The following is a 13,991-nucleotide window of genomic DNA, read 5'->3' as shown; positions in this document are numbered from 1 at the left end:
CCACGGTCCTTGGCGTGCCCGGCCCGCACCAGATATTCGGCAAAATGCGGCCGCGCCGGGGCATTGCCGCTGTCACCTAGCTCGTGCTGCACGGCGCGCGCGCCTTCGAGTGTGCCGGGCATGCCCTTGGCCGCCAGCCGTTTGTCGATTTCTTCGGCACGCAGCCAGCGGCCGTGGTGCAGCGCTTGAATCGCCGCCAGCAATGGCGGTGCGTCGAGCGGGAAGTCATAACCCAGCACATGGATGGTCGCGCCGCCCCACGTGCAGGACAGCTCCACCCCGCTGACCCAGCGCATACCCAGGTCAACGCAGGCCTGGCGCGCTTCAGGCAGGCCTTCGAGGGTGTCATGGTCGGTCAGTGCCAGCGCTTGCACCCCGTGCTCATGAGCCCGGGCAACCAGTACCGAAGGCGACAGGGCGCCGTCGGAGGCCGTGCTGTGACAGTGCAGATCAACATTCATAGAGGAGCGCTTTCGCTGGAATCGATGTTTGTTATTATGCCGTCACATCCCGATTCTGGCTGCCATTGTGAAACAATTCATCGATTTCATCCCGCTGCTGCTGTTCTTCATCGTCTACAAGCTCGACCCGCGCCCCATGGAAGTCGCCGGCCATCACTTCGAATTTGGCGGCATCTACAGCGCCACGGCCATGCTGATCATCAGCTCGCTGGTCGTGTACGGCGCACTGTTCCTGCGCCAGCGCAAGCTGGAAAAGGGCCAGTGGCTGACGCTGATCGCCTGCCTGGTGTTCGGTGGCCTGACCCTGACCTTTCACAGCGAAACCTTCCTCAAATGGAAAGCTCCCGTCGTGAACTGGCTGTTCGCCCTGGGTTTTGCCGGCAGCCACTTCATCGGCGATCGGGTGCTGATCAAGCGCATCATGGGCCACGCCCTGACCCTGCCTGATGCCATCTGGACGCGCCTGAACCTGGCCTGGATCGCTTTCTTCCTGTTCTGCGGCGCGGCCAACCTGTTCGTCGCCTTCACCTTCCAGGACTTCTGGGTGGACTTCAAGGTGTTCGGCAGCCTGGGCATGACCGTGATCTTCCTGGTGGCGCAAGGCGTGTACCTGTCGCGCCACCTGCACGATGACCCTTCTATCTCCAAACCCAAGGATTGACATGCTCTACGCCATTATCGCCAGCGACGTCGCAAACTCCCTGGAAAAGCGCCTGGCTGCCCGCCCGGCGCACATCGAACGCCTGCAGCAGCTCAAGGCCGAAGGCCGCGTGGTGCTGGCGGGCCCACACCCGGCCATCGACAGCAACGACCCGGGCGAAGCGGGTTTCAGCGGTAGCTTGATCGTTGCCGAATTCGAGTCGCTGGCAGCCGCGCAGACCTGGGCCGATGCCGACCCGTACATCACTGCCGGCGTGTACGACAAGGTTGTGGTCAAGCCGTTCAAGCAAGTACTGCCTTGACCTGAGACGGCACGGCCTTCTTCGCTACAAGGTACCCACAAACCTTCGGATCTGTGCGATCGCCCGTAGGAGCGGGTTCACCCGCGAAGAGGCCGGGCCTGCTGGCCAATCTCCATCCGCCGTTCACCGTTGCCGCCGCTACCGTATTCGCGGGTAAACCCGCTTCTACACAGATTGGTGGTGGACACATCTCGGTGGTTGGACACAGACCGCTGTAGGAGCGGGTTTACCCGCGAAGAGGGCCACGCGTTACCAGCAGTTATACTCAGGCCATCAGTCTGCGGTATCTTTGCCACTGGCGGACCGAATCACCGCCGTCAATGGTTGAATTGAGTGAGTCATGAGCGAGCTGTTACTGATTGATGATGACCAGGAACTGTGCGAGCTGCTCGGCAGCTGGCTGACCCAGGAAGGGTTTTCCGTGCGTGCCTGCCACGATGGGCAGAGCGCACGCCTGGCCCTGGCTGAGCATGCCCCTGCTGCCGTGGTACTGGATGTGATGTTGCCCGACGGCAGCGGCCTGGAGCTTCTCAAGCAGCTGCGCAGCGAACATGCCGAGCTGCCGGTGCTGATGCTGTCAGCCCGCGGCGAGCCGCTGGACCGCATTCTCGGCCTGGAACTGGGCGCCGACGACTACCTGGCCAAACCCTGCGACCCGCGTGAGCTCACTGCCCGACTGCGCGCAGTACTGCGCCGCAGCCACCCCACCGCCACAACCAGCCAGATGGAGCTGGGTGACCTGGTCTACAGCCCTGCGCGGGGCGTGGCCAGCATCGATGGCCGGGAAATGACCCTGACCCTGTCCGAAAGCCGTATTCTTGAAGCGCTGCTGCGTCAGCCCGGCGAACCGCTGGACAAACAGGAACTGGCGCAGATCGGCCTGGGCCGCAAGCTGACCCTGTACGACCGCAGCCTGGACATGCATGTCAGCAACCTGCGCAAGAAGATCGGCCCCCACGCCGATGGCCGGCCACGCATTGTGGCGTTGCGTAGCCGTGGCTATTACTACTGCCTGTAAACACACCGGGGCCGCTGTGCGCCCCCCCTGCGCGGCACAAGGCCGCGGCTGCCCCGCCCCATCATCTTTACTTTGCCTTTACCATCCCCTGACTGCGCTTGACGGTGATCTCCCTAGACTGTGTTCATCCGGTAATCACCGGCCTATGAAAGGAGAGACACCATGCGCAAGACCCTTATCGCCCTGATGTTCGCTGCCGCCTTGCCGACCGTGGCCATGGCCATGCCTGACGGCGGCCCGCGCCACGACGGCCCGCATCATCGCGGTGATGCGCCTTTCCACCAACTGGACCTGAGCCGCGATCAGCGCCAGCAGATCGGCAAGCTGATGGGCGAGCAAATGCAGCAGCGCCGCGACATTACCGAGCGCTACCTGTCCAAGCTGCCGGCCGCCGACCAGAAAGCCATGAAGGATGAACTGCAAGCCAGCCGCGACAAGACCGACAGCGCAGTGCGCAAGTTGCTCACGCCTGACCAGCAGAAGAAGTTCGATGAACTGCAAAAAGAACGCGCCGCCAAGAAAGCCGAGTGGCAGGAGTTCCAGGCCTGGAAAGCTGAAAAAGGCGCCAAGGCCCAGTAAGCTGTCCGCCCCGTGCCCGGCCCGCATCACTGCGGGCCGGGCTTTTCCCGTTTAGGAGGTGCACTTGCGTTCACTGTTCTGGCGCATCCTGGCCAGTTTCTGGCTGGCCATCACCCTGGTCGCAGGCCTGTCGATCCTGCTGGGGCACATGCTCAACCAGGACGCCTGGATCCTCAGCCGCCACCCGGGCCTGAACACCCTGGCCAGCAAGTGGGCCAAGCACTATGAGCAGGAAGGCCTGGAAGCGGCCCAGCACTTTCTGGAACGACGCAAGGACCGCTACAAGATCGACGTGCAGGTGCTCGACGATAGCGGTGAGGCCGTGGTGCCCGGTACCTTCCCTCGCCGTGCGGCAGCCTTCGAAGCGCGCCAGCACAATGACCAGCGGCGCTTGCCATGGCGCCGGCTGACCGAGGAATACACCAGCCCCGACACCGGCGAAACCTACTTGCTGATCTACCGCATCCCCCACCCGGCGCTGGATGCCTGGCACCGTGAAAGCCTGCTGTGGCCACTCAGCGCCCTGGGCATTGCCTTGGTCGTGCTGACCCTGTTCAGCCTGCTGGTGACGCTGTCCATCACCCGCCCGTTAAGCCGACTGCGCAGCGCCGTACACGATCTGGGCCAGACCACCTATCAGCAGAACAGCCTGGCACGGCTGGCAGCGCGGCGCGACGAGTTTGGCGTGCTGGCCAAGGACTTCAACAAGATGGGCGCGCGCCTGCAAAGCACCATTGGCAGCCAGCGCCAGCTGCTACGCGATGTGTCACATGAACTGCGCTCGCCGCTGGCCAGGCTGCGTATCGCCCTGGCCCTGGCCGAACGCGCCGAGCCTGAGCAGCGGCAAGCGCTGTGGCCACGCCTGACCCGCGAGTGCGACCGCCTGGAAGACCTGATCAGCGAAATCCTCGCCCTGGCCCGAGTGGATGCCGAACAGGCTCATGCCGAACCCGTCGACATCAATGCCTTGCTCGGCAGCGTACGCAAGGACGCCCTGCTGAGCGCGCCGGAGCAGGACGTGCGCCTGGAGGCGCAGCCGGGGTTGAGCTTGCAGGGTTGGCCAACGCTGATCGAGCGTGCCGTGGACAACCTGCTGCGCAATGCCCTGCGCTTCAACCCGGTGGGCCAGCCGGTCGAGGTCAGCGCCGCACGCGAGCAGGACCGCATCGTGATCAGCGTGCGTGACCATGGGCCTGGCGCGGCAGCGGAGCACCTGGCGCAACTGGGTGAGCCGTTCTTCCGCGCGCCGGGGCAAGCAGCACCGGGGCATGGCCTGGGGCTGGCGATTGCACGCAAGGCCGCGGAGCGCCATGGCGGTAGCCTGGTGCTGGAGAATCATCCACAGGGTGGGTTTGTGGCCAGGCTGGAGTTGCCCTTGGCTGAAGCGACAGGCAGTTGATGGGTGTAAAGGCGCCTGGCCTCTTCGCGGGTAAACCCGCTCCTACAGGGGATGTGGTTGCTGTTGTAGGAGCGGGTTCACCCGCGAAGAGGCCGGAAGCCTCGATACATGAATCAGCCCAAGCCCAGGTTACTCACCCCAGCCACTGACGAAATCAGCCGTTTCCAGCACCGGCGCCGTCCGCGGCTCGGTCAGCGGCGTGCCGATGTACAGGTAGCCGATCAGCTCTTCGTTCTCGGCCAACCCCAACCCCTTGTGCACATGGGCATCGAAAGCCATGTCACCGGTACGCCACACCGCGCCGATCCCTTGCGCGTGCGCAGCAATCAGAATAGCGTGCGCCGCACAGCCTGCTGCCAGGCGCTGCTCGGACTTGGGCACCTTGAAGTGGTCCTGCAACCTGGCCACCACCACGATCAGCAACGGCGCCCGCAGCGGCATCGCACGGGCCTTGTCCAATGCAGCCTGGCTGGCAGCGCCCTTGTGCTGCACGGCTTCGGCGAACAGCTCACCCAGCTTCTCGCGGCCCTGGCCTTCAATGGTAAGAAAACGCCACGGCCGCAGCTGGCCGTGGTCCGGGGCGCGCAGGGCAGCCTGGAACAGCGCCTCGCGCTGGGCGGCATTGGGCGCCGGTTCGGTCAGGCGCGGCACGGAAACACGGTTGAGCAATGCGTCGAGAGCCTCCATCGGCTACCCTCCTGGCAGTTGAATGTGTGGCCATTCTAGCGTTTACATCACCAGACCCATAGGTAGAATGGCGCCCTTCCGTTTCGAGTCTGAGCAGATCACATGGCGTTGCCGACCTTAAGGATCATTGGTTTCATCATCGGCATCTTCCTGATTACCCTGGCCGTCGGCATGGCCGTGCCCATGGCGACCCTGGTGATCTTCGAGCGCACCGGTGACATGCCGTCGTTTCTCTGGTCGAGCCTGATCACCTTCATCGCCGGCCTGGCCCTGGTGGTGCAGGGGCGCCCGGAGCATGTACACCTGCGCCCGCGCGACATGTACCTGCTGACCGTCAGCAGCTGGCTGGTCGTGTGCGTGTTCGCCGCGCTACCGTTCCTGCTGACCCAGCACATCAGCTACACCGACGCCTTCTTCGAAAGCATGTCAGGCATCACCGCCACTGGAGCCACCGTGCTCAGCGGGCTCGATAACATGTCGCCGGGCATCCTCATGTGGCGCTCGATGCTCCACTGGCTTGGCGGTATCGGCTTCATCGCCATGGCGGTGGCTATCCTGCCGCTGCTGCGCATCGGTGGCATGCGCCTGTTCCAGACCGAATCGTCCGACCGCTCGGAAAAGGTCATGCCGCGTTCGCACATGGTCGCCAAGTCGATCGTGGCGGTTTACGTCGGTTTCTCCATACTTGGTGCGTTGGCCTTCTGGTGGGCGGGCATGAGCCCGTTCGATGCGATCAACCACGCCATGTCGGCTATCTCTACGGGTGGGTTCTCCACCTCCGACCAGTCATTGGCAAAATGGGATATCCCGGCCGTGCACTGGGTGGCGGTGGTGGTGATGATCATGGGCAGCCTGCCGTTCACCCTCTACGTAGCCACCCTGCGCGGCAACCGCAAGGCGCTGATCCGCGACCAGCAGGTGCAAGGCTTGCTAGGCATGCTAGTGGTCACCTGGCTGGTGTTGGGCACCTGGTACTGGTACAGCACCAACCTGCACTGGCTCGACGCCCTGCGCCACGTAGCGCTGAATGTGACCTCTGTGGTCACCACCACTGGTTTCGCCCTGGGGGACTACAGCCTGTGGGGCAACTTCTCGCTGATGCTGTTCTTTTACCTGGGTTTCGTTGGCGGCTGCTCTGGCTCGACCGCCGGCGGTATCAAGATTTTCCGCTTCCAGGTGGCCTACATCCTGCTAAAGGCCAGCCTCAACCAGCTGATTCACCCGCGCGCGGTGATCAAGCAAAAATACAACGGTCATCGCCTCGATGAAGACATCGTGCGTTCGATCCTGACGTTCTCGTTCTTCTTCGCCATCACCATTTGTGTCTTGGCGCTGCTGCTGTCGCTGCTGGGCGTTGACTGGATGACTGCGCTGACCGGTGCCGCCGGCACGGTTTCGGGTGTAGGCCCAGGCCTGGGTGAAGTGATCGGCCCGTCGGGCAACTACGCCACGCTGCCTGACGCGGCCAAATGGATTCTGGCGGCCGGCATGCTGCTGGGCCGCCTGGAAATCATCACGGTGCTGGTGTTGTGCATGCCGGCGTTCTGGCGTCACTGAGCACTTCGCCTTCCGCGCCCAGGCGGGCGCGGTACTCGCTGGGCGTGGCATCAAACCAGCGGCGGAACGCCCGATAGAAGTTACTGGGGTCGGCAAAGCCCAACAGGTAGGCGGTTTCCAGCAAGGTCATGCCCGGCTGGGCCAGGTATTGTTCGGCCAGTTCGCGGCGGGTGTCGTCAAGCAAGGTCTGGAAGCTGGTGCCTTCCTCCTGCAGCCGCCGTTGCAAGGTGCGCTGCGACAGGTGCAGGGCCTGGGCCAGGGTTTCGCGCTTGGGCTCACCCTGCGGCAGGATGCGGCACAACACCTGGCGTACGCGGTGGCTAACCCGGCTTTCGGAGAAGCGTGCCAGGTACTCGCCGGCAAACCGGTCGTGCAGCACCGCCATGGCCTCGTTGGCGGTCGGCAGCGGCGCCTCCATGTCGGCCCGCTCGAACACCAGCGCATCATGTGGGGCGCCGAACACCAGCGGCGAATGGAACGCCACCTTGTAAGGCTCGACATTCTTCGGCTGCGGCCCCTGCACCAGTACCCGCCGCGGCTGGACCGGCCGGCCACTGAGCCATTTACACAGCGCCAGCGCACAAGCCAGCGACGCTTCGGCGCTATGCCGGGTTGGCGGCAGGTGGTCGCCGTGCACGGTCAGAATCAGCGAATAACCCTCGGGGCCGAGGACGAAACTGAGGTCGGAGCTTTCGGCGATGATGCGCTGGTAGCGCACCAGGCGCTCGAAGCCCTCGGCCAGGGTGCGGCTGGACATCAACGCATAGCCCACTACATGGAACGACGCCGGGCGGACCACCCGTGCCATGTTCAGGCCGATGGCCTGATTGCCCGACAGTTCCACCGCCAGTTGCCAGAGGCGGGTCATGGAGTCTTGCGGAAAGCGTGCATCGGGGTCGTCGAGGGCGGCAAAGTCCAACCCTAATTGCTTGAACATGGCTCTGCAATCCAGCCCTTCCAGTTCAAGTGCCTTCACGATCCCTGATGCCCAACTGGCTGACGTTGTTCTTTCGCTCATGACAGGCTTCTTTTACCAACCGCTCCTGCGGTGAACCCCAAGGATACTCATTTGGCGCCTATTGTCACTGGTAGGCCCCGTCAGTCACTCTAGACTCGAATCAGGCTCCACGCCGTGTATCTTGTCCAGAAGTATTAATCCCGGAGCACTGCCATGAACAGCAAAGCGCAGTTTCGCAGTTTTGCCGAGTTCTATCCGTACTACCTGGGGGAGCACAGCAACCCCACCTGCCGCCGCCTGCACTTCGTCGGCACCAGCCTGGTGATAGCGCTGCTGGCCTACACCATTGGCAGTGGCAAATGGTTGCTGCTGCTGGCCGTGCCGGTGTTCGGCTATGGCTTTGCCTGGGTCGGGCACTTCTTTTTCGAGAAAAATCGGCCAGCGACCTTTACCTATCCGCTGTACAGCCTGGCCGGGGATTTCGTGATGTTCCGGGATATCCTGCTGGGCAAGCTCAGGCTGTAAGCATCCGAGGTCTCTTGGCGGCTCGCCCCTAAGCCGGCTCGCGCAACGCCGCCACGGCCTGCGCTTCGGCCAGCCGATACAGTTCGACACTGCCGTCCCAATGCTCGATCAACGCCGTGCACGACTCCACCCAGTCCCCGCAATTGAGGTAGTCCACCTCACCCACCTTGCGGATTTCGGCATGATGGATATGCCCGCACACGACCCCATGAAACCCACGGCGGGTGCACTCATGGGCAATGGCGTTCTCGAAGTCGCTGATGAAGTTCACCGCGCCTTTCACCTTGTGCTTGAGGTACGCCGACAGCGACCAGTAACCATAGCCATACCGCGCACGCCAGTGGTTGAGCCAGCGGTTGAGCACCAAGGTGAATTCGTAGGCGCGGTCACCCAGAAACGCCAGCCAGCGGTGGTAACGGGTAATCACATCGAACTGATCGCCATGGACCACCAGCAGTCGGCGGCCATCGGCTGTCAGGTGCTCTGCCTCGTCTACCAGCTGAATGTTACCCAGAATCAGCTTCGAGTAGCGGCGCAGGAATTCGTCATGGTTGCCGGTGACGTAGATCACTTCGGTGCCGCGCTTGCTCATGGTCAACAGCCGGCGAATCACGTTGGTGTGGGCTTGCGGCCAGTAAATCCCGCCGCGCAGTTTCCAGCCATCGATGATATCGCCCACCAGGTAGACACGATCAGCCTGGTAGCCCTTGAGAAATTGCGACAGGTGTTCGGCCTGGCAGTCGCGGGTACCCAGGTGCACGTCGGAGATCCACAGGGTACGCACGCGTTGCTTGCGCGAGGGGCGGGACAGTTCGGCATGGCTCATGGGCAGGCTCCGGCGCAGTTTGCTGGAGACTGGCAGGCGTACATGACAGCGCCATGGCAAAACAGTGACGAGTGATGGCGTGCAGGGATTGAGGCACAATGGGCGCCTGCCCTGCGAGGAAGCCCCCATGACCGCCGGCCCGATCCTCTCGCTGCGCCATTACCGCGACAGCCTGATCGCCCACAGCCACGAACACCCGCAACTGGTGTTCGGCCTGCGCGGCCGCCTGGAGTTCGAGGTCCAGGGGCATGGCGCCGGCATCGATCGCCAGGGGCTGATCGTGGTCCCGGCGGGTGCTCATCACACATGCGCCAGCGATGCCGGCAGTGATTGCCTGGTGCTTGATGTGCCTGGGGAGCCTTGGCTGCGCGAGCACCTGGGCGAGCATGCCGATGCCAGCCGCCGCCTGCTCGACCGCCCCGCCGCCGTATGCCTGGATGAGCGCCAACAGCAACTGGTGGACTGGCTGGCGACCAGCCCCGTGCACGACCCGTTGATCGCCAGGCAAGGCGCGGCCCTGCTGCTGGCCAGCCTCAACGCCACGGCGGCAGCCAGCGTGCACGCCAGCCAGCGCCTGCCCTACAGCGCCTTCGATGCGCATATCGAACAGCATGCTGCCTACCCGCTGCAGGTTGCCGACCTGGCACGCATCGCCGGGCTGTCCATTGCCCGGCTGCATGCGCGATTTACCGCGGAGTGCGGGATGACTCCGATGGACTACATTCGCCAGCGGCGGTTGCTCAAGGCGCGGCGGCTAATCGTGCAGACCGTACTGCCGATGGGCGAAGTTGCGGCGCAGGTTGGGTATAGCTCGCAAAGTGCCTTTTCAGCGGCGATGCTGCGGGCGTTCGGGTGTACACCTTTGGCTTTGCGGCGAGAGTCTGGCGATAACTGACAGCAGTCTTGCGACAGAATGTGTTTGCCTGAGGCTTTACACTTTGCCTTTGCCGGCCCCTTCGCGGGTAAACCCGCTCCTACAGGATTTCCCGCGGCCCTGAAGGTTGTGCACACCTGTAGGAGCGGGTTTACCCGCGAAAGGCCCGGCACAACCTGTAGGAGCGGGTTTACCCGCGAAAGGACCGGCACTGCCTGTAGAGATCTTCATCAAGGACTACCATGAACCACCGCACCGCCCTCGGCGCCCTGCACATTGGCGCGCTGTTCTTCGGCCTTACCGGCGTCTTCGGCAAACTGGCCACCAGTGCCAGCCCGGCGATCATCGTCTTCGGTCGCGCTGCCTTCGCCGTACTCGCCCTGGCCCTGTTCGCCAGCCTGGCCGGTCCGGGCTGGCAACGCCTGAGCAGCCAGGATGCGCGCCGCCTGCTGCTCGGTGGTGTGCTGCTGGCCGGCCACTGGGTCAGCTTCTTCATCGCCGTCAAAGTGGGCGGCGTAGCCATCGCCACCCTCGGCTTCGCCAGCTTCCCGGCCTTTACGGTGATCCTCGAAAGCCTGCTGTTCCGCGAGCGTATCCACCGTAACGAAGCCGTCTTGGTCGTGCTGGTCAGCATCGGCCTGATACTGGTCACACCGGCATTCGACCTGGCCAGCGAAGCCACCGGCGGCCTGCTCTGGGCACTGCTCTCGGGCCTGCTATTCTCGCTGCTGTCACTGACCAACCGGGCCGGCTCCGGCCGTTTGCCTGCGGTACAGGCCGCTCTTTGGCAAAACCTGGTGGTGGGCCTGTGCCTGCTGCCGTTCGCAGCGCCCGGCCTGACCGACGTTGCGGCCCCGGACTGGCTGTGGATCGCCCTGCTCGGCATCTTCTGCACGGGTGTGGCGCACAGCCTGTTCGTCGCCAGCCTGGCGGTGATCAAGGCGCGCACCGCCGCCGTCGTGTTCGGCATGGAGCCGGTCTACGGCATTGCCGTGGCCTGGGCAGTGTTCGCCGAAACCCCGACCGTGCGCATGCTGCTGGGCGGCGCGCTGATCATCTTCGCCATCGTACTGTCCAGCCGCCTGGCTGCCGAGCAGCCGCCCAGGCAGCGGCCACTGACCGAGGGCGCCTGATCAGCGGTCGTTGTGACCAAGATCACGCTGCGGGTCGACCTGGTCGCGCACCCGCTGCTTCAGTACCTTCGCTTCGGGGAAACCACCGTCGGCCTTGCGCTCCCAGATCTGCACACCATTGCAGGTGATGCGGAAGATACCCCCGGTACCCGGCTCCAGCGCTACCCGGCCAAGGTCGTCGGAAAAGGTGCTGAGCAGTTCCTGTGCCAGCCAGGCAGCACGCAGCAGCCACTGGCACTGGGTGCAATAGGTGATGACGATTTCCGGCTTGTGATCAGCCATGGTGAAACATCTCCAGGTAAGGGGCCGCTTATACTAGCGGTCTTTAGCCCACGGTTTGAGACTCACGATGCGCCGTTTGCTGTTCTGTTTTCTGCTCGTCCTTACCTCGCTTACGGCAATCGCTGCGGAACCCGCCAGGCCCAAGGTTGGCCTGGTGTTGTCTGGCGGTGCGGCCCGTGGCCTGGCCCACATCGGCGTACTCAAGGCGCTGGAGGAACAGGGTGTGCGCATCGACGCCATCGCCGGCACCAGCATGGGCGCGGTGGTCGGCGGCCTGTATGCCTCGGGCTACAGTGTCGAAGAACTGGAAAAACTTGCGACCACCCTTGACTGGCAACAGGCACTCTCCGACGCCCCGCCGCGCAAGGATGTGCCGTTCCGGCGCAAGCAGGATGACCGTGACTTTCTGGTCAAGCAGAAGCTCAGCTTTCGCGACGACGGCAGCCTGGGCCTGCCGCTGGGTGTGATCCAGGGCCAGAACTTGTCACTGCTGCTGGAAAGCAAACTGGCGCATACCGCCGACACCCGCGACTTCGACAAGCTGCCCATCCCCTTCCGCGCGGTGGCTACCGACATCGCCAGTGGCGAAAAAGTCGTATTCCGCCGTGGTCACCTGCCCCAGGTAATCCGCGCCAGCATGTCGATCCCCGCGGTGTTCGCCCCGGTCGAACTGGACGGTCGTCTGCTGGTGGACGGCGGGATGGTCGACAACATCCCGGTGGATGTGGCCCGCGAAATGGGCGTGGACCTGGCCATCGTGGTCGACATCGGCACCCCGCTGCGCGATCGCAAGCAATTACTGACGGTGGTCGACGTGCTGAATCAGTCGATCACTTTGATGACCCGGCGCAACTCCGAAGAACAACTGGCCAGCCTGCACCGCGACGACATCCTCATCCAGCCATCGCTGACTGCCTTCGGCGTGACAGATTTCGGCCGTGCCCGCGACATGATCGACGCCGGTTACCGCGCCACTCGCCTGCTTGACCCGCGCCTGGCCGCCCTGCGCCAGCTCGAGGGCGACGCCAGCCTGGCCGTGGCCCGCTCGCCGCGCCAGCGCACGCCGGTAATCACCGCAATCCGGATCGAAAACGACTCCAAGGTCAGCGATGATGTGATCCGCTCGTACATCCGCCAGCCGATCGACGCGCCGCTGGAACTGGACCGCCTGCAGACCGACATGGGTACGCTGTATGGCCTGGACTACTTCGACAGGGTGCAGTACCGCGTGGTGCACAAGGGCAACGACAATACCTTGGTGATCAACGCCCGCGGCCGACGCGGCGGCACCGACTACCTGCGCCTGGGCCTGAACCTGTCCGATGACCTGCGCGGCGACAGCGCATTCAACCTGGGCGCCAGCTACCGGGTCAACGGCATCAACAGCCTTGGCGCCGAATGGCTGACCCGCGGCCAGATCGGTGACCAGCAAGCGCTGTACAGTGAGTTCTACCAACCCCTGGATGTGGGCTCACGCTACTTCATCGCGCCGTACCTGGACCTGGGTTCGCAGAACATCGAAGCCACCCTGGACAACGACCCCGTCGCCGAGTATCGCCTGGAGCGCTACGGTTTTGGCCTGAACGTAGGCCGGCAGATCGGCAACAGCGGTGAAGTGCGTCTGGGAGTGGGCAAGGCCTGGGGCGAGGCCGAGGTGCGCATCGGCGACCAGGATCTGCCCAAAGTCAGTTTCAACGAAGGTTTCTACGAGCTGAAGTACTCGTTCGACACCCTCGATAACGTGTACTTCCCGCACCATGGCGAGGACATCGGCCTGACCCTGCGCAAATACGACAAGTCGCTGGACTCCGACCAGGATTACCGGCAGTGGCTGTTCACCCTGGACAAGGCCATCAGCAGCGGGCCGAACACGTTAGTGCTGGGTGGGAGCTACGGGCGCACGCTGGACGATACCGAAGTGGTGACGTCGAGCTTCGTGATGGGCGGGGCGCGACAGCTGTCAGGCTTCCGCGAGGACTCGGTATCGGGGCAGAACGCGAGCCTGGTGCGCATGGTCTATTACCGCCGGCTGACGCCGCGGGCCTATGTGCCGCTGGACTTCCCGCTGTACATCGGCGGCTCGCTGGAGCGTGGTCGGGCGTGGAACAACGACAACGAATTCGACAGTGGGTACATCAATGCGGCGAGCATCTTCCTGGGGCTGGATACGCCTCTAGGGCCGCTGAACTTCAGCTACGGCGCCAACAGTGCGCATGAGCAAGCGGTGTACCTGAACCTTGGGCACACCTTTTGAGGCTTGCACTGCACCTGCATCGATGGGTGAGCTCAGGACTTTTCGAGGTTGGCCAGGATCTTGGCATGCACGCGCATACAGACCTGCAAGTCCGCCTCGTCCACGCCGGTAAACAGCTCTACCCGCAGCTGGTTGGCGATGGTCTCGATCTGATCGATCAACGGCTTGGCCGGCGGGCACAGCACAATCTTCTTCGCCCGCCGATCCTCCAGCACCGCCTGCCGGCGCACCAGCCCTTGCGCTTCCAGGCTGTCAAGCAGACGCGCCAGGGTCGGGCCTTCGACGCCTACGCTCTGGGCCAGCTCACGCTGTGTCGGGGCTTCTTCGAAGCGCGCCAGGTGCAGCAACACCAGCCAGCGCGCCTGGGACAGGTTGAGCCCGGCCAGGCGGCGGTCCAGCTCGGCACGCCAACCTCGGGACATCTGAGCCAATTGCATGCCAAAGCGGTGTTGGTTGTCGTTCAGGGGCATAAGGAA

At 63.7% G+C, this 13,991-nt stretch carries 16 protein-coding genes; 10 read left to right on the top strand and 6 right to left on the bottom strand.

What is annotated here, in order from left to right; genetic code table 11:
- Positions 1–461 (bottom strand): PHP domain-containing protein (locus QYE47_RS23565; RefSeq protein ID WP_301159252.1); only part of this gene is annotated, 461 nt, incomplete at its 3' end.
- Between the two features lie 67 nt (positions 462–528).
- On the opposite strand from QYE47_RS23565, the gene QYE47_RS23560 reads away from it, so the two are divergent.
- The 5 genes from QYE47_RS23560 (at position 529) to QYE47_RS23540 (ending at position 4,419) form a co-directional block, all read left to right on the top strand.
- Positions 529–1,122 (top strand): septation protein A, encoded by a 594-nt coding sequence (locus tag QYE47_RS23560; RefSeq protein ID WP_019437590.1) that lies wholly within the window; start codon positions 529–531, stop codon positions 1,120–1,122.
- Between the two features lies 1 nt (position 1,123).
- Positions 1,124–1,423, top strand: coding sequence for a YciI family protein (locus QYE47_RS23555; protein WP_070383570.1), 300 nt, complete (start codon positions 1,124–1,126; stop codon positions 1,421–1,423).
- 340 nt (positions 1,424–1,763) lie between these two features.
- Complete coding sequence (locus tag QYE47_RS23550) at positions 1,764–2,441, top strand: response regulator transcription factor (protein WP_003254551.1); 678 nt, start codon at positions 1,764–1,766, stop codon at positions 2,439–2,441.
- A gap of 162 nt (positions 2,442–2,603) precedes the next feature.
- The gene (locus tag QYE47_RS23545; RefSeq protein ID WP_014590086.1) at positions 2,604–3,020 is read left to right on the top strand and encodes a Spy/CpxP family protein refolding chaperone; all 417 of its coding nucleotides are present in this window, start codon (positions 2,604–2,606) and stop codon (positions 3,018–3,020) included.
- A 58-nt stretch (positions 3,021–3,078) separates the two neighbouring features.
- Positions 3,079–4,419 carry a HAMP domain-containing sensor histidine kinase gene (locus tag QYE47_RS23540; RefSeq protein WP_019437589.1) on the top strand — a complete coding sequence of 447 codons (1,341 nt, stop codon included), beginning with the start codon at positions 3,079–3,081 and terminating at the stop codon, positions 4,417–4,419.
- Positions 4,420–4,548: 129 nt separating this feature from the next.
- On the opposite strand, the gene QYE47_RS23535 is transcribed toward QYE47_RS23540, so the two are convergent.
- Positions 4,549–5,106 (bottom strand): NAD(P)H nitroreductase, encoded by a 558-nt coding sequence (locus QYE47_RS23535; RefSeq protein WP_019437588.1) that lies wholly within the window; start codon positions 5,104–5,106, stop codon positions 4,549–4,551.
- A 102-nt stretch (positions 5,107–5,208) separates the two neighbouring features.
- On the opposite strand from QYE47_RS23535, the gene QYE47_RS23530 reads away from it, so the two are divergent.
- Entirely contained in the window at positions 5,209–6,663 is a 1,455-nt protein-coding gene (locus tag QYE47_RS23530) for a TrkH family potassium uptake protein (RefSeq protein ID WP_004576878.1), read from the top strand.
- On the opposite strand, the gene QYE47_RS23525 is transcribed toward QYE47_RS23530, so the two are convergent.
- The gene (locus QYE47_RS23525) at positions 6,620–7,681 is read right to left on the bottom strand and encodes an AraC family transcriptional regulator (protein ID WP_026031876.1); all 1,062 of its coding nucleotides are present in this window, start codon (positions 7,679–7,681) and stop codon (positions 6,620–6,622) included. The two genes, QYE47_RS23530 and QYE47_RS23525, sit on opposite strands and share 44 nt — an antisense overlap.
- Before the next feature lie 153 nt (positions 7,682–7,834).
- Here QYE47_RS23525 and QYE47_RS23520 point away from each other — a divergent pair, with 153 nt between their 5' ends.
- On the top strand, positions 7,835–8,146 hold the full coding sequence (locus QYE47_RS23520; protein ID WP_014590083.1) for a DUF962 domain-containing protein: 312 nt from the start codon (positions 7,835–7,837) through the stop codon (positions 8,144–8,146).
- A 28-nt stretch (positions 8,147–8,174) separates the two neighbouring features.
- Here QYE47_RS23520 and QYE47_RS23515 read toward each other — a convergent pair whose 3' ends face one another.
- Positions 8,175–8,972: a UDP-2,3-diacylglucosamine diphosphatase gene (locus tag QYE47_RS23515; protein ID WP_003254566.1), complete on the bottom strand. Its 798-nt coding sequence runs from the start codon at positions 8,970–8,972 to the stop codon at positions 8,175–8,177.
- Between the two features lie 127 nt (positions 8,973–9,099).
- Here QYE47_RS23515 and QYE47_RS23510 point away from each other — a divergent pair, with 127 nt between their 5' ends.
- Positions 9,100–9,867, top strand: a complete 768-nt coding sequence (locus QYE47_RS23510; RefSeq protein ID WP_070383569.1) for an AraC family transcriptional regulator — start codon at positions 9,100–9,102, stop codon at positions 9,865–9,867.
- Positions 9,868–10,088: 221 nt separating this feature from the next.
- Positions 10,089–10,979 (top strand): DMT family transporter, encoded by an 891-nt coding sequence (locus QYE47_RS23505; protein ID WP_014590081.1) that lies wholly within the window; start codon positions 10,089–10,091, stop codon positions 10,977–10,979.
- Here QYE47_RS23505 and QYE47_RS23500 read toward each other — a convergent pair whose 3' ends face one another.
- Complete coding sequence (locus QYE47_RS23500; RefSeq protein WP_014590080.1) at positions 10,980–11,261, bottom strand: SelT/SelW/SelH family protein; 282 nt, start codon at positions 11,259–11,261, stop codon at positions 10,980–10,982.
- A gap of 67 nt (positions 11,262–11,328) precedes the next feature.
- Between QYE47_RS23500 and QYE47_RS23495 the strand changes: the two genes are divergently transcribed.
- Positions 11,329–13,515, top strand: coding sequence for a patatin-like phospholipase family protein (locus QYE47_RS23495; RefSeq protein ID WP_014590079.1), 2,187 nt, complete (start codon positions 11,329–11,331; stop codon positions 13,513–13,515).
- Positions 13,516–13,547: 32 nt separating this feature from the next.
- Here QYE47_RS23495 and QYE47_RS23490 read toward each other — a convergent pair whose 3' ends face one another.
- On the bottom strand, positions 13,548–13,985 hold the full coding sequence (locus QYE47_RS23490; RefSeq protein ID WP_010955198.1) for a MarR family transcriptional regulator: 438 nt from the start codon (positions 13,983–13,985) through the stop codon (positions 13,548–13,550).
- Positions 13,986–13,991 lie beyond the last annotated feature (6 nt).

The sequence above is a fragment of the Pseudomonas sp. 2,4-D genome, assembly GCF_030418155.1.
Classification (GTDB): domain Bacteria; phylum Pseudomonadota; class Gammaproteobacteria; order Pseudomonadales; family Pseudomonadaceae; genus Aquipseudomonas; species Aquipseudomonas alloputida.
This window is presented reverse-complemented; position numbering and strand designations above follow the sequence as displayed.